Raw genomic sequence first — 23328 nt, forward strand, 5'->3', positions numbered from 1 at the left:
GGTGTGCGACATCGAACTCCAGCCGGGCGAAATCGTGCGCGACGTGCTGCTCGGCGACACTGTGCGCTGGAAGGTCGAACCGGCGACGTCGGGCGCGCCCGGCAGCCAGGCGGTGCATCTGATCGTCAAGCCTTCGGAAACCGGCCTCGTCACATCGATGGTGGTGACGACCTCGCGGCGCACCTATCACATCCAGCTCAAGTCCCATCACTCGAATTACATGGCTCGGGTCGGCTTCGAATATCCTGAAGACGTCAATGCGCGCTTCGCCGAGATTGCCGCGCACATGGAGGCGAGCATCGTGCCCGGCGCCGGCGTGCCGGCCGAGCAGCTCAATTTCTCTTTCCGTGTGAGCGGAACGGCGAGATGGCGGCCAACTAGGATCTACAGCGACGGCCAGAAAACCTACATCCAGTTTCCGTCGTCGTTGTCGGGCCAGGATGCGCCGGTGCTGTTCGTGGTTTCCGGCGGCGAGAACCGGATCGTCAACTACCGCATGAACGGCACCATGATGGTGGTCGACTATTACATCGACAGCGCGATCCTCGTCTCGGGCGTCGGGCGCGGCCAGGAGAAAATCACGATCAGGCGGGGAGGGTAGGGGATGCACATTCCATTGTTCCATGCTCGCTTGTTGATCGTCGTCCTGTTCGCTGCGCTGCTGGCCGGGTGCCAGACACTCGGCGGTTCGGGTCTGGTTACGAGTTCGGCGACCGCACAGCTCACCCCGGAGGCGGCGTCCTCGATCGCCGGGGAGATGGTCGGGCGGCTTGCCGAACAGGTCGGTCCCGGTACCACGACGATCCAGCTCAAGCCTGACGGCTCCATCTTCGGCGAAGCGCTCGAGTCCTCGCTGAGGGGTTGGGGCTACGCTGTTGCGACCGATCAGGTGACGGAGGGCACGAATACCGTTGCTCTCGCCTATGTCGTCGATGCGTACGAGGGCAGCATCCTGGTCAGGTTGTCGACCCAGGCACTGGACCTCACACGCATGTACCAGTTGGGCGAGGAGGGAGCGACGCCGATCTCGCCACTTTCGATCATGCAGCGCGAGGAAAGCGAGCCGTCATGACCGGGAGTCTCAAGCTTGGCGGCTCCGATCTCTCTGGCGGGCCGAGAATTCGCCGCCTCAATCGCCTGCCGATCGTCGTGGCGATCGTGCTTGTGGTGCTTTTCCTTGCCGCGATTTTCTATGGCCTGTCGTCGCGCGGTCTCCGCCTGGGCGACGATGACCTGGGGTTCACACCAGGTTCGCGTCCGGCCTCGACGCATGCCGACCAGCTCAAGGAGGGTGTCCCGGACGGCATCATCGGCGAACCGGTGCAACCGCAGCCGCAACGGATCCCGAGCGAGCCGGCGGAGCCAGAGGAAAACCCGTTCATGCCGGAGCCACCGGATGCGTCCACGGCCGAACAGCAACAGACGGCGTTGGAGCCCGAAGAGATATGGCGCGCGCGCCTCGAGCGAGAGCAAGAAGAACAGCTCATGCGGGAGCTGCACCGTCAGCGCATGGCGCGCTATCAAGCCAATGACGCGGCGTTCGATTCCCCGATTGCCGTTTCGCTACGCGACCTTTCGGCTGACAGCACCGACGGCATTGCCGCGGCGCCTGGCGACCCGCAAGCGACGGCTGGCCGGCCGCAGAGCGGGCTCGATCTCTACGCCGCCGCCATGGAGGCGGGGGTGGGCGGTGCCACGGACGCGAACGGGCAGGCGGCCAAGGAGCGCTTCTTCAGTCAGGACATCCGGGATCTCGGGTACCTTCCGAATCCGGTCGTGGGACAAATCTCGCCCTATGAGCTCAAGCGCGGGTCGGTCATCCCGGCAACGCTCATCACGGGCATCAATTCCGATCTTCCCGGGCGGATCACGGCTCAGGTCTCGCAGAATGTCTACGACAGCGCGACGGGCCGGCATCTTCTCATCCCGCAAGGATCGAAACTCTTCGGCCGCTACGATTCCGAGATCACGTTCGGGCAGGACGGCGTGCTCATCATCTGGACCGACCTCATCTTTCCGAGCGGATCGTCGCTTGAGATCGGCGGCATGGCGGGGACCGATGCGGCTGGCTATGGCGGGTTCCGGGACCAGGTCGACAACCATTATCTGCGCACGTTCGGCTCGGCGATCCTGGTCGCTCTGATCGGGGCCGGGACGGAAATGATGCTGCCACAGGACCGCAACAGCTTGGGCACGGCCGATAGCGCCGAGGACGCCGCCAGGCGCTCTTTTGCCGAAACCTTCGGCCAAATCTCCGAGCAGACGGTCTCGCGCGACCTCGATATCCAGCCAACACTCGAGATACGTCCCGGCTACCGCTTCAACGTCCTGGTCGACCAGGACATCGTCTTCCCCGGGTCTTATCGGTAGCGATGACCCACTTCGATTTCAACACTCCGTGCAGAAGGGTCGCCTTCTGTCGCGGGGCTTGCCATTGGACCCGCCCGCCCTTGAACGCCAATCTGCTCAATCTCATCGACAGGCTTTCGCTGCCGCTTGACGAGCGTGCGGCCCGCCGGTCGTTACGGGATTTCGCGGATGACGCCGGGTTCGACTTCTACGCCTACCTCTATCTTCGTGGTCCGGAGAGCTTCGCGGTCTCCAACTATCCGCGCGCGTGGCAGGAGCTCTATGTGCAACGGGAGTTCATCCGGGTTGATCCGGTCGTCACCAAGGCAAAGCACGGACCTCCGCTCTTTGCATGGTCGGCGGATGAGGCGAGGCGCCGCGGACGGCGGGACGTGATCAAGTTCTTCGTCGAGGCCGATCGGTTCGGCATCAGGTCCGGGATCTCGATCTCGATTCCTGTCGGGTTCAGGGACCGCATGGTGTTTACGCTTGCGAGCGGACGGCCTGTCTCGAAGCTGAGTGAGGACATCGATCCGGTCACCGCTGCGGTCGCGGTCGCTTTTGTGCACTCCCGGCTCGGCTCCGCGACCAGCGACGCATCGCTAGCATCCGGCATCCGGCTCTCACCACGGGAGGCCGAATGCCTGCGCTGGTTCGCCGAGGGGATGTCGATGGCCGACATCGCGCTCATGCTGGATATCTCGTATCGCTCGGTGCGGTCCTATATCGATGAGGCGACAAGCAAGCTCGGGGCCGCGAACAACCGGCAGGCAGGTACAATTGCCACACGAATCGGACTGATCTAGTCCGACAAAGCCGGCTAATTGAGCGCAGCGCGTTGCCCGTCGACCTCGGGCACGAATCCGAGACGTTCTACCACCAGGCTGACGACCTGATGATGCGAATGAAGATTGAGCATCGCGATACGGTAATCGTGCCTCAGTTGGCCCAATTGCTCGTCCGTCGGACTGGCAGCTTCAAGTCGGCCAATCTCCTCGAAAAGCTCCTGGGCCTCCTGCAGCCGGTTCCTGTTTTCCCGGATGACCGCGATGGCCACCTGCTCCAGTTCGTATTCGATCAGGTCGGCGAGGAGAGCCTTGATGACACTGGATGTCGCCGCCCGTTCGGGTCCGATGTCGACGTCTGTTTTCGTTCGCATGCAATCCCTGCGGCTTGGTTCGCGGTGCGCCCCCGCGAACGATAAGATCTCGACCCCAAGCCGGGGGTTAGAAACCGTGCTCACACGGCCCTGCGACCTTTAGCACCGAGGCGCCTGGACATACGTCGCAGGCCCCCGGCCAATGGCCAGAGGATCCTTTGGTGCTATCACGGCCAACACCAACCGGTGAGCAGGGGTTTCTAAGCCCCAAGGCGGCGCGTACCGCCTCGGGACACTTATAGGACATGGTTGCCGCGTCGACCAGAGAACCATGTGACAAAAGCGAGGGAAAATCAGGCGTGGCGGAGGTCCGGAATCCGCTGCGGCTCCACGCCTGTCAGGACTGGGGCGAGAAGCCTGCCGGCTTCCCCCAATCGCTCGCGCATGGCGTCTGACATGTCGAATACGCCGGCGTAGCTCATTGTCCTGCCGATACGGGTCGGGATTCCGATGACCTCGAAGGCGCAATCGATTGTGCGAAAGATCCGCGCCATTCGCGCGTCGAAGACGGACACAACGTGCTCGATGCCGGCGCGCTGGGAGACTTCGACGATACCGCACAGAAGTTCGATCGTCGTGCGGTTAACGACATGGTTGGCTTCCACGCGTTCGCATTCGTTGAACGCGGCAGGGTTCACGGCGAACCGGGAGCTTTCCCAGATGAGGGGGCTCGCCGGCGCACCTCCCGGCACAAGAACCGGGAAGACATCCCGCAACATGTTCGGACCTGTGGTCGGCAGCAGCCGCACCGCGCCCTGGAGTGTTCCGGTCCGGTCGTCGAGCGACAGCAGGTAGAGGGGATCTTCGGCATCGAAACGGTCGATTTCCCGGCCATCGGTCACGCTGACGTCCCATTCGAGCCGGTCGGCGAAGACTACCGCCCGCATCCGAAACATCTCATCGAGCAGGGTGGGGTGATGGTCCCGGTCCGCGCCTTCGACGATGGTGATCATGGTGTTGCTCCTTGCGTTTGTTGAAAACGCTGTAGCAACTAGATCCCATGAAAAGGTCCAGGAATCCGGTGAAACTGCCGGATTTACGGAAGTTGGCTGAGCAGACTAGTCTTGCCGGCCTTGTTGACCGCATGTGCGTTATTGGCCGCACCGAGTTTGTAGCGGGCGCCCTCTAGATAGCAGCGTACCGTACGCTCCGACAGACCTAGAATGACGGCGGTTTCCCACGCCGTCTTGCCTTCGCCGGCCCATTGTAGGCACTCACGCTCGCGCGGCGACAATCTCATCTGCTCGACAACCCGGCCTTCCAATCGTAATACCGCTTGATGAATGTAAAGGGCAAGCATCTGGAAATCGCGCATATACTGGAGGCGTCGATGACGCCATTCCAAGATTCCGGCGTCACAAGTGATTGAAACCAGCGCCTTGTCACAATGCTGACCATGAACGGGCAGTGAAATGCCGTGGCGACCAAGTCCAAACTCGATGGCATCCCCGAACAGACGTCGCACATCATCGCTCCGTAAATCGAAGTTTTCCCAATCAGTTGGTAGTATGCGTCGCATACCAATGTGCACAGCAGGGTCGATATTGACGTACTGTTGGGCTTTGTAGTGCTCGATCCACTCTTGTGTATAGGTCACCGCCAAGTAAGGCTCTTGTTCGGGCCGCGCAGTTACGTCAAAGCCCAAGTAGGCGCAGGTCTTCAAATCGTAGGCGTCGACCAAAAACTCCATAAATGCAACCAACTCTGCCCCATCTGCGATGCTTTCAAGTCTGGATAGCAGCTCGGTCAATTGTACATTATCAGAAAGCAGACCTTGCAAAATCATACCTAAAACCCCTTCCACAGAGCGGCACTGCGGGAAGTATTCTGACCATATCGAGAGAGGCCGTACAGTTCTAACCTAGCGTACTCAACGGCTTAGCTGCCAATTCATAGCTCTCACGCGATGGTTCCACAGTCGTGCATAGAGACCGGCTTTGCTCAACAACTCCCCGTGGACGCCGCTTTCCACAATCCGCCCCTCGTCGAGTACCAGTATCTGATCGGCAGCCTGTATCGTGGACAATTTGTGCGCCACCACGATTAGGGTGCGACCCTCAACCAGGCGTGCCAGCGCGGCCTGAATCAAGCGTTCATTGGTTGGGTCAATGGCAGCCGTCGCCTCGTCCATCAGCACAATCGGTGCATCCTTCAGGATTGCGCGAGCGATAGCAATGCGCTGCCGCTCTCCGCCGGAGAGTGCTGCACCACTCTCTCCCACCTGTGTATCGTAGCCGTTCGGCAATCGTACGATAAAGTCATGCGCCTGCGCAGCCCGTGCCGCTTCCTCGATCTCCGCTGCGCTCGCACCGGATTTGCCCATCGCGACATTGTCGCGGATCGTGCCGGCGAAGAGATAGACATCCTGAAACACCACCGTCACCAGCTCGGCCAGTCGCGCCTCATCGATACGTCGAACTTCCGCGCCGCCGATGGTGAGGCTGCCTGTGTCTACATCCCAGAAGCGGGGAATGAGGTTCAGGATCGTGCTTTTGCCAGAACCAGACGGACCGACGATAGCCGTCATGGTGCGCTCAGGAACAGTGAAGGAAATATCACGCAACACAGGCCGTTGTGGATCATAGGCGAAGCCAACGCCATCGAAACGCAGATCATATCCTTGCGGAATCTGGTCGGCTGCCTGCGGTTGATCCGGCGCAACAAGAATTCGGTCCATTCGGATCAAAGAGGCGTCAGCCATGCGAACCGATTCCATCACGCTGAGCAGCGCGAGCAACGGTCCGTACATCGAAAACAACAGAATGAGCGCGGTGATTGCCGTGCCCATATCCATAAGTCCGCTTTCCACACGCAGTCCGATAGTCCAGATCACCAGCGGCACGCCCAACATCACGATCATCCCGAAAAGCGCGATCGGCATGGTCAACTGGACGACCATTCGGATCGAAATGTCACGGAAATCATCGATGGCGCGGCGAAAACTTTCCTGCCCCTGTCCCAGGCGGTTGAAGGCGCGGATGACCGCAAGCCCCTGTACGAATTCGATCATACGCGCACCGGCTTCAGCCTGAATATCCTGCCGCTTGATACCGAGTTTCGATAGCCGTCGCGACGATCCCATGAACACCGGAAGTGCCAGCACGACGGACACGGCCATGGCGAGAGCCACAACCCAATCGCGAACGAGAAGGACGACGAAAATCGATACAGGCAGGCCGATAGCTTGTGCAATGCGCGGCAATCCGTCGGAAAAGAAACTTTCCAGCATCTGCATGTCGCTTGTCAGAACAGTGACCGTGTCACCACGATGACGCCCCTGATGGACGCCCAATGGCAGGCGACGGAGCTTCTCCAGAATGCGCAACCGCAGGTGCCCTGCCACTTCGTAGGACGAGAGCCAGGAATTGCGGACGGCGAGATAGCCGAATGCAAGCTGGCCTGCGAGCGATAACGCCATCAGTCCCGTTGCCTGCGCGATCCAGGAGCCTGTCAGTTCACGCCCCTCGGCGAGTTGAACAACGACCCAAACAACCACGCCGTAGCTCAATCCGAGCATCATGCTTTGCAGAAAGCGGAAACCGACACCACGCGCCACTTGCCCCTTCAGCGGCCCGGCGAGGTTCCAGGCCCGGCGGAGGCTTTCGATATCGGAGCGGCTTTCCGGCAGTGTTTCCGGCGTATCGATCACGCTCATTGTGCCGTCTCCAACTTCACCCGGCGCAGCGGTATCGTCTGGGTCGCCGTGTAGTCAGTCCAAAGGCGCGCATAACGCTCGCCTCGCGCAACGAGTTCTTCGTGCCGCCCTTCTTCAGCGACGCTGCCGTCATCCAGGACTACGATTCGATCAGCACTGAGGATGGTGTGCAACCGATGCGCCACGACAATCAGCGTACGGTCCCGCGACAGTTCGCTCAGTGCCTCCTGGATTGCGGCTTCACTGTCGGGATCGGCGAATGCGGTTGCCTCGTCGAGAACGATGACCGGGGCATCCTTCAGGATCGCGCGGGCGATGGCGATACGCTGGCGTTCGCCGCCTGAAAGCGAGGCGCCGCTCTCGCCTAGCTTCGTATCGTAACCCTCCGGCAAGCACATGATGAAGTCGTGAGCGCGGGCGGCGCGGGCAGCCGCATGCAGTTGTGCCTCGCTCGCATCTGCCTTGCCGAAGCGAATGTTGTCGGCGATCGTGCCTGCGAAGAGAAAGGTGTCCTGGAAGACGAAGGCGATCTCTTCCATAAGCTGTTCCAAGCTCATCTCACGCACATCGACGCCGCCAAGTGTAATCCGACCGGAGCGCACGTCATACAATCGCGGGATGAGGGAAGCTGCGGTCGATTTGCCCGAACCGGACGGTCCCACCAGCGCAGTCATCGCTCCGTCACGGGCGGTGAAGCTGACACCGTGCAATACATCGTGGTTGCTATAACCGAAGCGCACATCTTCGAAAGCGACCTCGTGATGCTGCAACGTCATGCGCTTCTTCGTGTCGGATTGTTCGGGGGTCTCCAGCACGGTGTCGATCAGCGTCGAGGCCATGGAGATATGGGCTATCATGTGAAACAGGTTGAACAGTTTCAGGAGCGGCTGGCTGTAGTTCGTACCAAGGATGATGAAGAATGCGAGCGTCGGAAGGTCGATCCAGCCCAAGGCCATCATGCCCATGCCCGCTGGCAGGATGATGGTGATGTTGGCAACCACCAGCGTGTAGAACAACGCGCCAAGTGGCACAAACTGCCTTCCCATCTCGGTTTCAACCGCGGCATAGTCCTTCACCGTCAAAACCGTGTCCGATAGCGCCTCGCCAGTCCGGTTGAAGATTTTCACCACCGGCATGCCGGCGAGGTATTCCACGATGGCACCGTTCAACCGTTCAGAGAGCTTCTGGTAGCGCGCAACCATGCGCCCGGACCGGCCCATTGCGATAAAGATCAACACGAATGCGTTTGGCGTGAGCAGGATCGAGGCCAACGCCATTCGCCAATCGACAGCAAATAGCCAGAATGTCACTGCAAACCAGGTAGCAACCGAAGAAACGCCCTCCGGCAGGCCGTGAGCGACCAGAACTTCCATCCGCTCAGGCTCATCCACGATTAGCTTCTTTGCACCGCCTGAGCGGCGGTCGGCAAACCACCCCATCGGCAAGCGCGCGAGATGACGTGCAAGTGTAAGGCGCAGGGCGTGGATAAGACGAAACGCCGCGACATGCGAAAGCCCCATGGCCACCGCCATAAGCAGGTGACCCACGACCACGGCAGCGAGCGCCATAATCGCATGGCTTGCGAACAGCGCATGATTTGCGCCTCCTTCGATCAATGCCGTCACAAGCCGCCAGACCACCCAGACCGGCACCAGTTCAAGAACGACCGCAATGGTGGCCAGAAAGGCGGAGGTCGCCAGAATCGCGCCTGTCCCTTCACCGTGGCGCAACAACAGCTTCAAATTCGAGAAGTAGTCCGGGCTCTCAACGGTGTTTTGCGGTGATGCCCCACCAGGCAGTTCCGTGACAACCATGACGACCTCCTGGGCAATTGCTGAAATGACCTGTTTTCAAGCGCCGCGCGCGGAGCTCTGAAACGCGATGCTGTTAAGCTGAAGTTCCCGTGGTGTCGGTTCGGAAGATCCACGCCAGAAAGGCAGCAAGAACTGCCGCCGCAGTCGCAGCGAACCCGAGCCCGGCATAGCCGAGTGCGCCCGCCAGATAGGCACCGAGTGCCATCGCGGCGATGGCGGCGAACTGGTAGATCGAGAACTGGAGGGTGAAGTCAGTGGCCGGGCTTTCCACCGCTGCACGATCCATCATCAGCGTCGACATAACCGCTGCCGCCGGATTGTAGAGCAGGAAGTACGATATGACCGAGATGATCGCTATACCATCTCCGCCCAGGCCCATAACGAGCGGCAAGATCGACAGCGCCGCCCCGATCTGGACGACCACGCCCTGCAACAGAGCGTTTCTGCGTGTTGTCTTGCCAATCCACCAGCCGGTCGCGAGTGCTGCAGCCAGCCCGGCAATCGAACCGAAGACATTGACCGTCAATCCAAGCTCACCCGGCCCCCAGCCACGGTCGACCAAAAGCGGCGTCACGACAGAGTAGGCCATGCCGCTTGCTGCCGGAACCAATATCAGAAGCATCAGCCAGGGTCCTCGCCCAGGCTTGCGCCAGAAATCGTAGGCACGACGGTAGAGCCCTCTCGCTGTGCGGGCGGTGGTCTCCGGCCATGATGGCTCATGGAACACAATAAGCTGGAACAGGGATATCGCCGTCAGCCCTGCCAGTGCGGCCATGCATCCGGCCCATCCGATATGCGGGAACATCATCAGCATGAGACCGCCGCCGAGGAGATTACCGATCAGACCGCCAGCCACTTGCAGGCCGTTTCCAAGTCCGCGCTGCTCTGGCTGCAGGAGACGGCACGCAAGGCCGTCGACCGCGATATCCTGAGTGGACGCAATCAGCGCCACCGCAAAGCAAAGTGCGTAGACGATCGCGAAATCGTCAACGACGCTGAATTGTCCGATGGCAAGCAGCGTCGCCACAAGCAGGGACTGTGTCAGCAAAAGCCAGCCGCGATAATGGCCGAACCTGGGAAACCGTATTCTGTCGATGAGCGGCGCCCAAAAAAGCTTCAGCGGCCAAACCAACCCAAGCAGATACACCAGACCAAGTGTTTCGAGTCCGGCACCTTCGGCTCTGAGGATCGCGACAAGTGCGATGACAAAGAAGTTCAGCCCCAGATATTGAGTCGAATAGAGGCTTGCCAGAAGCAGCCATTCGGACCGTCCCGTCGCGGCAGGCATGGCAGAAGCCGCGTCCATTGATGGGCACACATTGCCTGTCTCCATGATCAGAATCTGTGCGTGAGGCCGAGACTGAAGGTTCGACCGCGGGCAATTCCGCCATAGCTGACGTTGCTGGCCAACGCGTGATAGCCGTACAGTTCGATCTGCTCATCAAGGAGATTCTCGGCGGCGAGATAGAGTTCCGTCCGCCCTTGTGTAAGCCCGACACGCAGATCGACCTTGTGATAAGGGTCGAGATCAAAATGGTTTTGCGGATCAGCCGGGCGCGCGCCAACGAAACGGTAGTCGAGGCGCGTATTCAACACGGGGTCAGTTAGCCCGAGGAACGCAGGAAGGTTTCTGCTATAGCTTGCGGAGAGATTTGCACTCCATCTTGCAACGTCAGGCACCCTGTTGCCTGCCAGAACATCGCCATCACCGATGCCGAGCACATCCGATCTGATCGTTGCATCGACATAGCTCAGGCCTGCGCTCAGGGAGAGGCCATTGTCGGCATGCCAGGTACCCTGGAGTTCTGCGCCCCAGCTGCGCGTATCGGCATTCAATGCACTGACGACATAGGTGGAGGAGTCGTAGCTCAGCAGGTGGTTGTCCTTGACGCGGTTTGCGAACAGCGCGCCGCTGACTTCGAAAGCTCCGCCAGCCAGACTGCTGTCGAACCCGATCTCGAGCATGTCGTTTGTGGCGCCGCGATACGGTTCACTGTCGGCCGGCTGGGTCGCGTAAATGTTATATCCACCAGGCGAGTGGCCGCGCGCGATTTTGGCATGCAAGGTCGTGGAAGGCGTGACGTGCCACGAGAGACCGAGCTGTCCGGTCCAGAAATCTTCGCTACGGGAACGGCTCTCGCTAACAGAGGTGCCACCACCATGATAAGTGCCGTCATACCACTGTCGTGTCCAGGTGTGCCGCAGCCCTGCCGTCAGTACGAACGATTGCCCGATCGGAACCCCAACATCGCCATAGACGGCGTAGTGTTCGCTTTTGAAATCACGATAGGAAGCACTGGACGAACCATAGGTGTTGCGAGGGGTATCGTAGGCCCCTTTGAAATGTTCCACGGCCGCGCCGATAACCCAGTCAACCGAAGATCCCGGATTGGAAGACCAGCGCAAATCCTGATTGAACACTTTCTCGCGCGCCTGATCTATGTTCCAGAATTCGCCTGGCACGCCGTTCATGGCCTCATAGAGAATCTTATCGTAAGCGGCCACCTCCGTGTTGTCTCCCGATAAATAGGACGTCAGCGAGGTGATCCTGGTCTCTCCAAAATCATGGGTGATTTGCAGCGACCCTCGATCCACGTTTTTTTCCACCTGATCGTAGAGTCCGGGTGTCAGATCGAGAACGGGCGGATCGGTGTAGGGCCGCAGCATGAGCAGATTGGGCAAAGCTTCGACCTTCTGCTTCTCATAGGTAAGCAGCGCCGACGTGCCATTCTCGCCTTCCCACAGCAGGGAGCCGCGGAGGGCAAGATCTTTGGGGGCGCTGACAGCATCACCCGTTTGCAGGTTTTCTACCCAATGTTCACTTCCCGAGTAGCGCACTGCCATGCGACCGCTCAGGCTCGGTGTCAGCGGGCCTCCGATTGCCATTTCCGACAAATACTGACCTTCCTGCCCGAATTCGCCACGCACATAGCCTTCAAGATGACGTGTCGGCTTTGCGGTGATGACATTCATCGTACCGGCCAGGGCGGCGGCGGACGACTTCGTGCCTTGCGGCCCCTTGAGCACCTCAATCCGTTCGACATCCAGTGTTCCAAGGGAGATGTCCCGTGCACTGAGCGGGCTGCCATCCAGTGTGAAAGTGGCGGCGCTGTCGTCGAGGCTCATCGGATAGAGTGAACCAACGCCTCGGATATAGATCGTCGAAAGGTTGGTCCCGCCGGAAGAGTTGATGTCGATCCCCGGCACCGACCGCAGAACGTCTTCGAAGTTCGCCAGGCGCCCCTCTTCGATATCCTCCTGTTCAAGGATCGACGCCGAACCTGAAACTTCGCCAAGACCTTCGATGGTGATCGGGTCCAGAACGGTTACATCGGGATCAGCCGCCGTCTGGGCATCTTGCGCAAGCAAACTCACCGGCGCAACGGTCGACAAGAGACAAGTCAGGGTGAAGAAGCGCACGGAGCGGCGCGCGCAGATAATGGAAGCGTCAAAACGCATGGACAACGGAACCCCCTTGATGCAGTTCGGCGCAATCCAGCACCTCCCGCCTTGAACCGCTGCCCGATTTCGATCAATATAAAACCTGATACAATCTATCATGTTTTACTTTTGGGGGTTCAGATCGCTATTTCCTCTTCTCTGGAACCTCGCTTCGTGCCGGTATCGCGGGCGATGCGCGATACCGGCCTGTTTCAATCGGCGCAAAGCGATCGTTTCCATGCAACAGCGCTTGGCCTGCAGGATGGCGTCGAGGCGTTCTATTGGGCTGGCGGATTCTCAAAAGGGATCGAAATCCCCCTGCTGGACGACAGTGATCGCATCTGCCTCAGCTTCACGACTGGGATGAGCGGTCACGCGACGCGGTCTTTTTGCGATGCGCCAGGTCAGGAAATTCCGGTGCGCAGCAATGTCGGCTCAATCCAGTATTGCCCCGGTCGCAAAGGCATTTACCGGCAGCAGGGATGGTTGGAAAACCTGACCGTCATGTTGCACCCTACCCTGTTTGCTGATTGGGTTCAGGACGGAGACTGCGAGCTGCGTAACCTCGTTTTGCATGGCGGTGTTCTGGATGGTCATCGCGGTGGAGAGCTCTGCGCCACCATTCACAGCCTGACCCGGATACTCTCCACATGGTGCGTCGGTTCCAATGCAACGCCCCGCCACCCTCTCTGGCTCCAAGCGCAGGCCATGTCCATCATCGGCCTGTTCCTTGAGAGCAGAGGAACCGTGCCGTTGGACGGCGTGTCACCAATGCTGAGGCAGCGGCTTATGCGCGCCAGAGACCTTTTGCTGGCGGATCTGAGCACGCCGCCGCTCATCCCCGACCTCGCACGAGAGGCCGGGTTGAGTGCTCCCACGCTTACCCGTGGGTTCCGCAGGTTATTTGGAACGAGCCCCTATGGTTTGTTCCAGCACGAACGTATGCAGCTTGCGCGTCACAGATTGATCACGCTGGGCACCTCCGTGACGGAGGTCGCTACAGAATTGGGGTATACGAATCTCAGTCATTTCTCAGCGGCATTTCGAAAGCAATTCGGCGTTCTGCCGAGCAAAACTACCGCGTCCGGAAAGACATGTTCCGCATGCACGTCCGAAGAAGCGCCTGACAGATTGCGCCAACCTTAGCAGCAACGCTTGGGTTCTGCCGTTCAGTTGTGCAGCAATCTGTATCCTGGCATTCAATCCGTTGAGATTTCCACCGGCATAAAGCGGACGAAATGAATGATCTGGCTTTCCAGGTCCAACCTGATATTCATGGTCAGGTCGGGGAGCAGACCGTCATAGGTCAGGAAGAACCCACCCAGGAATTCCATGCTCGATGTCGGTTCGCCCAATAGCTCAATGATCTCGCCTTGCGTCATATCAAGCCGGAGTCCCAAGGGGAGGGTGCCGGTGAACGGGCCAATCCCCTCTTCAAAGCGCCGGTTCTGAACTGTCACGTCTTCCAGGGTTATCGGCCCCTCACTGTGGGGCGGGCCATAATTGTCCTGATAGACTGCAGTAAACTGGAGCACCACCGCGCCGTTATCTGTCTCGATCTGCATCGAGGCAAAATCGTTGTCGTCCGGCCGCTTCTCGATACCTGCATCGTTCAACAGTGTGTCCAGGCCAGGGTGATCCGACGAATGCCCGATCAGTTTGATCGCACTGTCGATGTTGAGTGTCATTCGGCCTCCATTGCCATCGGGAACATAGACGCTGCTGTTGTCCGGGGAAACCATGCTTACCGGTATCGCCAAAATGGCCTGCGTGGCTTCTGCTGCCTTGCGTTTCCTCTCTGGCGTCCAATCCGTCGCGTTCATCGACAGCACCGCCTCGGACACGTTGGGCGTGACATGCGTCAGCTCGGAAAACCGGGCGTGCAGTTTTGGCTTCATGGCGGCAATCGTGCTGCGAACATGGCGCGGCAGATCAATCAATGCCGTTTCGGCCGCAGCATGCAGAGTGACCGCACCGGTCATCACCAAAAGGCCGGTCGCCAGGGTTCCTGATTTCATCGGCCGCGCTTCCGGCGAGATAGCAGGGCGGCCTTGATCCCGATGCCGGCCAGGACCGACACCACCATGGCGTAGCGCAGGATATTGACCGCGGCCATGCCAGCGGCCTGCCCGAATCCGTTTCGAGGCGGCATCATGGCGAAGCTGATCCAGAACCAGGCTACCAGGCTACCAGGCTACCAGGCCGAGCAGCACGACGGCCGCGACCAGACCATCCTGTAGATAAGGGAAAGGATCAAACGCGATACCATCAACCAACGACGCTTGCTGCATCGCAAGGCAGCCGCTTAACGTGAAAACCCTGATGGGCCAGAGCCTCCACTTGATCAGACCGCCGACTGCTCAAAACCCCTGAAGACGGACAGGTGTTCTCCTCTCCGGAGACCATGCCGGCGAAGCGGCCGAAGCGCAGCCGCGCCTCGAATGTGTCGGCCGTGGCGATGGCCGCGCCCAGCATGGTCAGGAAGCTGTCGAGAAAACGATGGTCCTGAACCAGATAGGAGGCCATCACCTTGTCGGAAACGCTGCCGTCGTGAAGCTCCCGGACAAACCGGTGCCAACCGCCTCGCTCCAGGTCGGTTCGCTCGCGTTCTTCAGTGTTTCGGTGAAACGTTCGGTCATGACGCTGCCCTTTCTTGGCTGGCTGCGAGACCGATATGTTCTGTCATGGTAGGCCCCGCTAAGAGGCCGGCAAAAGGCAGGTTTTCCGTTCCCATCCCTTCGCCGGCATGATCCGGATCAGGTTCGAAGGGTCACCGCGCTTATGATGCCAGCAGTATCTCAGCCCCTTGCCGGGACTCCCCTTGGTGCTTTCATCAATAGACAAATCGGCTGGCAGTGTCACCACGTTCAGCCGTTTTCCGGAAGAATCGTCGGTCCTCGGCCGCCTTGTTGCTGGTGGTGGCGAAGTGAACGTTGAGCCACAGGGCGAGAAGCGTCAGCAGCGCGCCCGACAGAAGATAGGCGCCGGCCGAAATGGGCCGACAAAAGCAGCGCCGCCAGCGGCGCGGATCCGGCTCCGAACAGCCAGGCCAGATCATTGGTGATGACCGATCCGGTGTAGCGGTATCTGCGCGAGAACGCGAATGCGACCACCCCGGAGTACTGGCCGAAGGAAACCCCAAGCAGGATGAAGCCGAGGATCATGAACACCACTTCGTCGATGGTTCCGGCATCGAGAAGCTGCGGCGCGAAGGCGACGAAGAACGGGTAGCGCCAACCCGAGGCGAAGAAGTCTTAAACAGAGATATTACCGACGAAATACGAGAACAGCAGACTGGCGATCCGCCTCTGATCGTTTTCATCCTTCCCGTCAGGCCGTTCAACTGGCGCAGCCCGGACAGATTGCCAGCCAATCGACCATACCTTGCAACTCGAGGTGAAATTGCTAAGAGTTAGGAAGCCAGCCTGATCTGCCAGCGTAATCTCCAAGAACACCGGCCAATCGCTTTTGAAACTTTGGTTTCTGCGGGCTACTCCGGTAATTGCGCTGGATATATACATGAACCTGATCGAACCGCATCGCTTTACGCCCGTCGAGACAGGTAGAACCGCCTCTGTCACTCTGCCGAGCCTGCCCCCCAAAACCCATGTCGATGTGCGGCGGATCACGGCCGGGCTCGTGCTGGCGTGCAGCCACTTCTCAACGGACATGCGGCAGGACGACATTATCCGCCGCCCGGAGGGCGAACTGCTTTTGACCTTCAATCTCTCGGGCCGGATGCAGCTTGTAGGTCAGAACGGCACGGCGCATGAGATCGGCGGTGGTCAGGCCTGGATCATCCGCACCGGCGGAAAACCGCTGCAACGGATCGTGGAGAAAGGCGAAGGCTGTTCGAACATCGTCATTGCCCTAGCATTATCACGCCTCGACCCCGCCCTTTCCGATCAATTCGAACAATCCCTGCCCGCCACGCGCCCGCTGCGACGTCTGCGCCTCCCCGTACCGGGACGGGCCGAACTGGACATGCTGCTGGACGAGCGCTGCGACCCGGCCGCGCTTTTGCGCAAGGAGGGTCAGTGCCTCGCTCTTGTCGGCCACGCGCTCGAAGAGCTTTCAGCCTGTCCCGGCTCAAGTGTCGTGGCCGATCATCGCACCCTTCTGGTCAGCCGGATCACCGCGCTCCTGTCCGAACGGATGGCGGACACGATAACGATGCCGGAGCTGGAGCGGGCCGCCGGCATGAGCCACGTAACGCTGAACCATGTTTTCCGGGCGGAAACCGGTATGACGGTTTTCGAGCGGCTGCGAATGCTGCGGATCGAAACCGCCGAGCAGATGATACGCCACACCGACCGCAGCTTCACGGACATCGCGGCGACATGCGGGTTTGCCGATGCCAGCCATCTCTCCAACGCGTTTCGCAAACGGTTCGGCGTGACGGCGAGCGAATGGCGTCGCCGAGGCAACAAAAACGGCTGACCCTTCGCAAAACGCAAGCGTGTTTTCGGCGGTTACAAGTTTTCCCAGGCGGTTCGTGGCACGGCTTCCGGCAAAGGAGGCCATCAATGTCCCGCATTCACATTTCACGCGTCGTGCTTTTCAGCCTGACGACGGCTCTGACCGGCGTTCTGCTGCCGGTTCATGCAGGAGCCGAGGACGGCACGACCCATCTGGGCGAGATCACCATTTTCGCGAACCACTGGGAAGAGCTTGCGCGCAAAGCGCCCGCAACGGCAACGGTGCTGCCCGAAGATGTGCTTGCAGCGCCGGTGTCTCCCGACCTCGATGCGATGGCCGCCCGCTCCGCCAACACGGTTTTCCAGCGCGCCAACTCCCAGAAGCGACTGGTCGTTCGCGGCATGTCGGCCTTCGACAACGCGCTGTCCGACCCGGTCGGCTATATGGTGAACGGCGTTCCCCTGCCCATGGGCACAATCCAGCTACCGCACTTTTTCGGCGCCGGGAACGTGACGCTTCTCAAAGGGCCGCAGGGCACCACATTCGGGCGCAACTCGGAAGCCGGCCTGCTGACATTCGACACAATCGCCCCCGGCAGCCGCGAAGGTGGAGAAGTCAATCTCGGCCTGTCCGGCTCGGATGCGGGAGCATCGCCATTTGGTGGCAACGGCTCGGTCATCTGGTCGGGGCAGGCAGAACGCGGCCCGGCAATTTCACTCGGTCTGGAATTCGCCCGCGACCCCGGCGTGATCCGGAACCCGGTGACGGGCGCGGACGATGGTGGCAGGAACCAGCGCGCGACCGGCTTCCTCGGTGTCCAGTGGGATGTGGGCGACAGCGGCTATCTCAAGCTGACCACCGTGGGCGAGGATCAGAAGCTCAACAAGGAGCAGTTCCGCTATGTTTCCGGCCCATTCGCGACGGGGCGCTATGAAAGCGTTTATTCCGATCCGTCCTGGGAAACCCGGCGCAGCAGCATCAATGCGCTTGAATACGGCCACAGTTTCGATGGTTTCGACCTGACGGCAATCACCGGCTTCACCACGTTCGACCGGGAGTTCGAGCTGGACTTCGACGCCTCCCCCCTGCCGCTCGGCGTGACGGAGATGGATGTTCGCGACCGAACCGTTTCGCAGGAAATCCGTCTGACCTCGACCGGTGAAGGTCCGCTGAAATGGACACTGGGCGTCAACGTGTTCAGCCAGAGCACGAAGGCCGATTTCAACCTCGGCGCCATGTCGACCGACCGCCACACGGAAATCGACCAGAAGGGCGCGGCACTCTATGGTTTTTCCGAGTACGCCCTCAACGAGCGCTTCCGCGTCGGCGCGGGCCTCAGGGTGGATCACATAGCCTCGGATGCGTGGCAGCGTTTCACCTCGCCAATGGCAAACCTGCATTATGCGGGCAGCGACACATCGACCGCCCTTCTGCCGAAATTCACCGCAGCCTATGACCTTTCCGACGCAACGACGATCCACGCGAGCTATGCGCGCGGCTATATGCCCGCCGGCTACAATTACGGTTTCGCAAACAGTGCGGCCAGCCTGACCTACGATGCCGAATACAGCTGGAACGCGGAACTGGGACTGAAGCACGAGTTTGCCAATGGTGCGGTTCTCAACCTCGCCGCCTTCCACACCACCGTGAAGGACAAGCAGATCACCGAGACCATTCCCGGTGCCGCCCAGTTCATCTCGAATGCTGGCGAAGCGAAAAGCTACGGCATTGAAGCCGAGTTGGTCGCACCTCTGGGACATGGGTGGGAAATCGCCGCGAATGCCGGCTGGCAGAGGGCGCGGGCGACAACCTTCCGCACCACCTCGATGAACCCTTCGGCCAGAACATTGGTGCCCGTAGACTGGTCGGGCAACGCCCTGCCGATGGCGCCCGACATCACCTGGGGGCTGGCGCTGGCGCATCGCGGCGACGTCTGGAGCGGCCGCGTCAGCCTGCATGGTTCCGGCAGCTATTGGTTCGACCCGGCAAACAGCGTGAAGCAGGATGGTTTCGTCACCGTCGATGCCGAGATATCCCGGAAATTCGGCAGCGGAGACCTGACGCTCTGGGCGAAGAACCTTCTCGATCAGGAATACTACAGCGCGGCGGCAAACACGATGCGCGGCGTTGTGGTGGAAGATGGCAGTCCCCGCACGTTCGGGGTGAACTGGCGGACGACATGGTAACGGCGGAACAACAGGCCGGTGCGCGGCGGCTTCTGGAAACGCTTGAAGGGCCGATCCGCTTTGCCCTTCTGAAATGGGCGCTTGAAAGCGAGGTCTTCAATCTCTGCCAGAGCCCCATAACGGTGGAGACCCTTGGTCAGAAGATGGACCTTCCGCCGAAATCTCTCGCACTGGCGCTGCGGGCGCTGGTTGCTTCCGGCTGGATGGAACATGAAGAAAAGCAATATCGCACGGCCCCTGCGATCCTGCCATTTGTGACAGCCGGGGGGCCGCATGCCATGACCGAGACTTTCCGCAGCATGGCGCAGACGCGCCATGCGGGTCTCGAAAATCTCGACGCCTTGATTGCCGGCACGGCGCAACCGGCTGGACCGCGCCTCTTTGACGACGCGCACTGGGATGCCAGCCACCGGTCGCTTGCAGCCTTTCATCGCGCGATTGCCGCCGATGTGGTGGGGCCTGCCCTCACCGCCCTGCCGGAGTGGCCCGACGCCCGGTCTTTTCTGGAGATCGGACCGGGATCGGCCGTTCTCGCGCGCCGGCTCCTCTCGCTGCGCCCGGACCTTGCCGTCACGCTCTTCGAGCTGCCGCCGGTTGCAGAACGGATCGCGCAGGAAGCATCGGATCTGCCGATTTCCATCGTGCCGGGCAACTACAATGACAGCCTGCCGGAAAACCGCTTCGACATCATCTGGTGTTCGATGACCCTCTATTTCCACGATAGCGGCCTGAATGCGCTGATCGCGCGCCTTGTGGAGCGTCTGGCTCCCGGCGGGGTTCTGGTCAGTTTTCATGAAGCGCTGACCGGAAACCGCACCGGTCCGTCCGAGCATGTGATCGGCCGCCTGCTGCCTGCGCTGCGCCACGGCGATGTGTCTTTCTGTGACGGCGAGATTGCCGGAGCCATGGCCGATGCCGGGCTGACAAGGCCCACATCGCAGACCCTTTCCACGCCATTCGGGCATTTCCGGCTCGACGCTGCCCGCAAGGAGGCCTGACATGCGCGTTCTCGCCCTGATCGTTGCGCTCTTGCCCCTGCAAGTTCAGGCCGCAGAGATTGTCCTCACCGGCCCACCCATCTGGGAAAGCGCGCCGCTGATCGCACTTGCGGAAAGCCAGCCGGTCGATGACGTTACCTTCATCTTCCGCCCATGGGGCAGCCCGGAGGAATTGCGCAAGACGATAATGTCGGACCAGCCGGCAATGGCGGTTGCGCCATCGCCGACGGCGTCGATCTTCGCCGCCAGCGGAATCGGACTGCGTGTCATGTCGGCCACCGTCACCGAAGGCAGTATCTCCATCGTCGGTCGCGGCGCGCCAGTCGCTCGCCTCGGCGATCTGGAAGGCGCTTCCCTCGCCCTGCCCTTCAAGGGATATCTGCCCGACTTGATGATGCGACGCATCGCGCAACCTGGCTCCGAGAGCTGGCAGCCGCATTACACCGGCAACCCTGTCGCCGGGATGCAGCTTCTCATCGCCGGGCGTGTCGATACGGCGCTGCTCGCGGAGCCGATGGCGACCCTTGCTCTGACGCAGGATGCCGCCCTTGGCCGCAAGGCCGACCTCTGCACGCTCTGGCGCGATGCGACTGAGTTGACCGATTGCCCGCCCGCAGGTGTGGTCGTCGTGAACGACGCATTTGAGAACAATCCGCAGATCCGGGGAGCCTATCTTGCCGCTTTCCACGCCCTTGCAGCGAACCCCGGCAACGCCGCAGACCTGCTTTCCCTGCATTTTCCGCATATGGCCCGCGCGAGGGCGGGCTTTTCGAGGATCAGGGCGCTGGACCTGCCCATCCCTGAACGGCAGGGTGTGCTGGCGGCCTTTTTTGCCGAGATAATGAGCATCGAGCCCGCCGCCATTGGCGGCGCACTGCCCGGCCCAGACTTCTACGGACGATGATGCGGCGTCTCGCCTTTCTGGCGGGTCTTGCGGGGCTGGTCGCGCTCTGGGCCTTTGCCGCGCGCGAAAGCCTGCCCGCGATCCTGCCCGGTCCCATTGCCGTGGCAAAGGCGCTTGGCACCATCCTCAGCGAGCGGACGTTCTGGACCGAAACGCTTCTGCCCAGTCTTGGCCGGGCGGCTGCGGGGCTGGCGCTGGCCTTTGCAGTCGGCGCACCGCTCGGCCTGCTTGGCTGGCGCTGGCCGGCCGTCTCGGCATTTTTTGCACCGCTGCGCCTGATCCTGATGGGGATGCCGGCACCGATCCTCGCCATACTCTGCATCCTCTGGTTCGATGGCGGAACCGTGACGGTCATCCTGACCGTGGCAGCGCTGCTGCTGCCTGTGTTTCAGCTTGCCACGGCTGAAGGCATGTCGGCCATCGACAGGCAGCTTGCCGAAATGGCGCGCGTTTTCCGCGTTCCGGCGGCGCGCCGACTTCACCGCATCGTGTTGCCGGCCGTATGGACGGCGCTCGGCCCCGCCCTGCGCATCGCGCTTGCGAATGCACTGCGCGTTACTCTTCTGACCGAGCTGCTGTCGGGTGCCGAAGGGCTGGGGTCAGCGGTGCAGTCGGCGCAGAGCTGGTTGCAAACCGACCGCCTTTTCGCCCTTGTCCTGATAATTCTTGCCCTGATCGGTCTGGCCGAAGCCGGGTTGACCTCTCTCTTGCGAGAAAGGAAACGGTCATGATCCTTTTCGCCGCCGAGAAAGCCGGTTTGCAGTTTCCAGGCCGCTGCGAACCCGTGTTCAGCGATCTCTCGCTGACCATCCGCAAAGGCGACAATCTTCGTCTCACCGGTCCGAGCGGTTCCGGGAAAACCAGTCTGATGCGGATGATCGCCGGGCTTGAGGACATCGATTCCGGAGACATTCTGGTCGATGGCACTCCGGTGCAGAATCTGCGCGCGGCCGAGCGGGACATCGCTTTCGTGTTCCAGAACTATGCACTCTATCCGCATCTGACCGTGGCCGAAAACATCGCCTTCCCGCTTGAGGTGCGCGGCGACGACAAGGCCGAGATCGAACGCGAGGTGCGCGCCATTGCCGAACTGACTCACATCGAGGAATTGCTGGCCCGCCGACCGGCTCAGCTTTCCGGTGGCCAGCAGCAACGGGTCGCCCTCGCCAGGGCGCTGGTGCGCAAGCCCGACGTCTTGCTGCTTGATGAGCCACTGGCCAATCTCGATGCCAAGTTGCGCCTGGAAATGCGCTCGGAAATCCGCCGCATCCAGCTCGAAACCGGCATTACCGCCATTTTGGTGACCCATGACCAGGTCGAAGCCATGTCGATGTGCGATCGCATTGCCATCATGAACAAGGGCGAAATCCTGCAGATCGCGACACCCACTGACATGTATCGTGCCCCGGTCAACAAATTCGTGGCCGGGTTCCTGGGCAATCCGCCCATCGTCATGCTCGAAGGCAAGTCCAGCGGCGACGGCCGCTTCATCGTCAATGGTGGTGCCGGACTGCCTCTACCGTCGCGTCTGGCCAATACGCCCGGCAATACGCCACTGAGCCTGGGCGTCCGCCCGGAACATTTCGGCGCCGTCGGTGCAAGTCAGGTCGCGGGCACCATCACCTTTGTCGAACCACAGGGCCGCGAAACCCTGTTCGACGTCACCCTTGAGGATGGCGTCGTACTGCGCTCGATCCAGCCTGCGCGCGAGGATGTGGCGCTCGGCCACATGGTCGCCTGGCCGCTCGACGCGGAAAAACTGCTTGCCTTCGACGCCTCGGGGCAGGCGGTTTAGGCATCATGCGCAACACAATTCCCTTTCCGGCCCGGCCGGACGGCCGCCCACTCTGCATTGCCCATCGCGGCGCTTCCCAGCACGCGACGGAAAACACGCTGCAGGCCTTCCGCGTGGCCGCCGCCCTTGGCGCCGACATGTGGGAAATCGACGTGCAGCTGACTGCCGATGGCCAACCGGTCGTCTGCCATGATGCCGGGTTGGAACGCATCTTTGGTGTTCCGGGAACGATCGCACAGATGCGCCTGGCCGAGATCCGCCAGGTTGCACCCGACCTGCCGACCCTTGATGAGGTGATCTCTCTGGCAAGGGATCTCGACCAGGCCCTCTATATCGAGATCAAGGCCGTCGGCGCCGGGCGCATTGTCTTGTCGCGCCTGCAGGCCACCAATTGCTCCCGCGCCGGACTGGGCAGTTTCAGCGTCGACGAAGTCCGCGACATGGTCGCGGCCGACTGCCCCTTTCCTGTCTCGATACTGGTGCCGCTTGGCGCCGACCCATTCGAGCGCGCCGAACAATCGGGCGCAGACATCGCTCATCTGTGCTGGGAACGTGGCGGCGACCGTCCCCAGGATCTGGTGACCCCCGCGCTTCTGGCCCGAATGCAA

Annotated in this window: 21 protein-coding genes, 1 pseudogene and 1 riboswitch; of the genes and pseudogenes, 12 read left to right on the top strand and 10 right to left on the bottom strand. The window is 60.9% G+C overall.

All coding sequences use genetic code 11. The features are described 5' to 3' along the window. The 4 genes from trbG to QZ638_RS12640 all read left to right on the top strand — a co-directional run. Positions 1–601, top strand: a 601-nt coding sequence (gene trbG / locus QZ638_RS12625) for a P-type conjugative transfer protein TrbG (protein WP_295810878.1), incomplete at its 5' end; no start/stop codon positions are given. 3 nt (positions 602–604) lie between these two features. Then, on the top strand, positions 605–1072 hold the full coding sequence (gene trbH, locus QZ638_RS12630; RefSeq protein ID WP_295810879.1) for a conjugal transfer protein TrbH: 468 nt from the start codon (positions 605–607) through the stop codon (positions 1070–1072). After that, positions 1069–2370 (top strand): IncP-type conjugal transfer protein TrbI, encoded by a 1302-nt coding sequence (trbI, locus tag QZ638_RS12635; RefSeq protein ID WP_295810882.1) that lies wholly within the window; start codon positions 1069–1071, stop codon positions 2368–2370. Before trbH ends, trbI begins: the two co-directional genes overlap by 4 nt. A gap of 80 nt (positions 2371–2450) precedes the next feature. After that, positions 2451–3155 (top strand): autoinducer binding domain-containing protein, encoded by a 705-nt coding sequence (locus QZ638_RS12640; protein ID WP_295810885.1) that lies wholly within the window; start codon positions 2451–2453, stop codon positions 3153–3155. Between the two features lie 14 nt (positions 3156–3169). Here QZ638_RS12640 and QZ638_RS12645 read toward each other — a convergent pair whose 3' ends face one another. The 7 genes from QZ638_RS12645 to QZ638_RS12675 form a co-directional block, all read right to left on the bottom strand. Next, complete coding sequence (locus QZ638_RS12645; RefSeq protein WP_295810888.1) at positions 3170–3508, bottom strand: transcriptional repressor TraM; 339 nt, start codon at positions 3506–3508, stop codon at positions 3170–3172. A gap of 293 nt (positions 3509–3801) precedes the next feature. Then, a complete protein-coding gene (locus QZ638_RS12650) occupies positions 3802–4461 on the bottom strand; it encodes an acyl-homoserine-lactone synthase (protein WP_295810891.1) in 660 nt (219 codons plus the stop codon). Between the two features lie 83 nt (positions 4462–4544). Beyond that, positions 4545–5294, bottom strand: coding sequence for a LuxR family transcriptional regulator (locus QZ638_RS12655; RefSeq protein ID WP_295810893.1), 750 nt, complete (start codon positions 5292–5294; stop codon positions 4545–4547). Positions 5295–5378: 84 nt separating this feature from the next. Next, a complete protein-coding gene (locus QZ638_RS12660) occupies positions 5379–7163 on the bottom strand; it encodes an ABC transporter ATP-binding protein (protein WP_295810895.1) in 1785 nt (594 codons plus the stop codon). Then, complete coding sequence (locus QZ638_RS12665; RefSeq protein ID WP_295810897.1) at positions 7160–8977, bottom strand: ABC transporter ATP-binding protein; 1818 nt, start codon at positions 8975–8977, stop codon at positions 7160–7162. Before QZ638_RS12665 ends, QZ638_RS12660 begins: the two co-directional genes overlap by 4 nt. A gap of 73 nt (positions 8978–9050) precedes the next feature. Then, a complete protein-coding gene (locus QZ638_RS12670; RefSeq protein WP_295810900.1) occupies positions 9051–10283 on the bottom strand; it encodes an MFS transporter in 1233 nt (410 codons plus the stop codon). 29 nt (positions 10284–10312) lie between these two features. Then, positions 10313–12370 carry a TonB-dependent receptor gene (locus QZ638_RS12675; protein WP_295810903.1) on the bottom strand — a complete coding sequence of 686 codons (2058 nt, stop codon included), beginning with the start codon at positions 12368–12370 and terminating at the stop codon, positions 10313–10315. A gap of 117 nt (positions 12371–12487) precedes the next feature. Here QZ638_RS12675 and QZ638_RS12680 point away from each other — a divergent pair, with 117 nt between their 5' ends. Further along, positions 12488–13564: an AraC family transcriptional regulator gene (locus QZ638_RS12680; RefSeq protein WP_295810904.1), complete on the top strand. Its 1077-nt coding sequence runs from the start codon at positions 12488–12490 to the stop codon at positions 13562–13564. A 53-nt stretch (positions 13565–13617) separates the two neighbouring features. Here the strand turns inward: QZ638_RS12680 and QZ638_RS12685 are convergent, their stop codons facing one another. The 3 genes and pseudogenes from QZ638_RS12685 to QZ638_RS12695 form a co-directional block, all read right to left on the bottom strand. After that, positions 13618–14436 (bottom strand): hypothetical protein, encoded by an 819-nt coding sequence (locus QZ638_RS12685; RefSeq protein ID WP_295810907.1) that lies wholly within the window; start codon positions 14434–14436, stop codon positions 13618–13620. A gap of 250 nt (positions 14437–14686) precedes the next feature. Beyond that, on the bottom strand, positions 14687–14944 hold the full coding sequence (locus QZ638_RS12690) for a hypothetical protein (RefSeq protein ID WP_295810909.1): 258 nt from the start codon (positions 14942–14944) through the stop codon (positions 14687–14689). A 190-nt stretch (positions 14945–15134) separates the two neighbouring features. Beyond that, a riboswitch (TPP riboswitch) is annotated at positions 15135–15250 on the bottom strand. Between the two features lie 100 nt (positions 15251–15350). Continuing rightward, positions 15351–15630 (bottom strand): annotated as a pseudogene (locus QZ638_RS12695) (MFS transporter); the annotation flags it as partial. A 307-nt stretch (positions 15631–15937) separates the two neighbouring features. On the opposite strand from QZ638_RS12695, the gene QZ638_RS12700 reads away from it, so the two are divergent. The 7 genes from QZ638_RS12700 to QZ638_RS12730 all read left to right on the top strand — a co-directional run. Further along, complete coding sequence (locus QZ638_RS12700; protein ID WP_295810911.1) at positions 15938–16858, top strand: AraC family transcriptional regulator; 921 nt, start codon at positions 15938–15940, stop codon at positions 16856–16858. Between the two features lie 86 nt (positions 16859–16944). Then, complete coding sequence (locus tag QZ638_RS12705) at positions 16945–19023, top strand: TonB-dependent receptor (protein WP_295810913.1); 2079 nt, start codon at positions 16945–16947, stop codon at positions 19021–19023. Continuing rightward, positions 19017–20021 (top strand): trans-aconitate 2-methyltransferase, encoded by a 1005-nt coding sequence (locus QZ638_RS12710; protein ID WP_295810916.1) that lies wholly within the window; start codon positions 19017–19019, stop codon positions 20019–20021. The genes QZ638_RS12705 and QZ638_RS12710 overlap by 7 nt, the downstream gene beginning before the upstream one ends. Position 20022: 1 nt before the next feature. Then, the gene (locus QZ638_RS12715; protein ID WP_295810918.1) at positions 20023–20925 is read left to right on the top strand and encodes an ABC transporter substrate-binding protein; all 903 of its coding nucleotides are present in this window, start codon (positions 20023–20025) and stop codon (positions 20923–20925) included. Further along, positions 20922–21656 carry an ABC transporter permease gene (locus QZ638_RS12720; protein WP_295810920.1) on the top strand — a complete coding sequence of 245 codons (735 nt, stop codon included), beginning with the start codon at positions 20922–20924 and terminating at the stop codon, positions 21654–21656. Before QZ638_RS12715 ends, QZ638_RS12720 begins: the two co-directional genes overlap by 4 nt. Beyond that, a complete protein-coding gene (locus QZ638_RS12725) occupies positions 21653–22720 on the top strand; it encodes an ABC transporter ATP-binding protein (RefSeq protein WP_295810922.1) in 1068 nt (355 codons plus the stop codon). The genes QZ638_RS12720 and QZ638_RS12725 overlap by 4 nt, the downstream gene beginning before the upstream one ends. A 5-nt stretch (positions 22721–22725) precedes the next feature. After that, on the top strand, positions 22726–23328 hold a 603-nt coding region (locus QZ638_RS12730), incomplete at its 3' end, for a glycerophosphodiester phosphodiesterase family protein (protein ID WP_295810924.1).

The organism is uncultured Nitratireductor sp. (genome assembly GCF_913053745.1).
Classification (GTDB): domain Bacteria; phylum Pseudomonadota; class Alphaproteobacteria; order Rhizobiales; family Rhizobiaceae; genus Nitratireductor.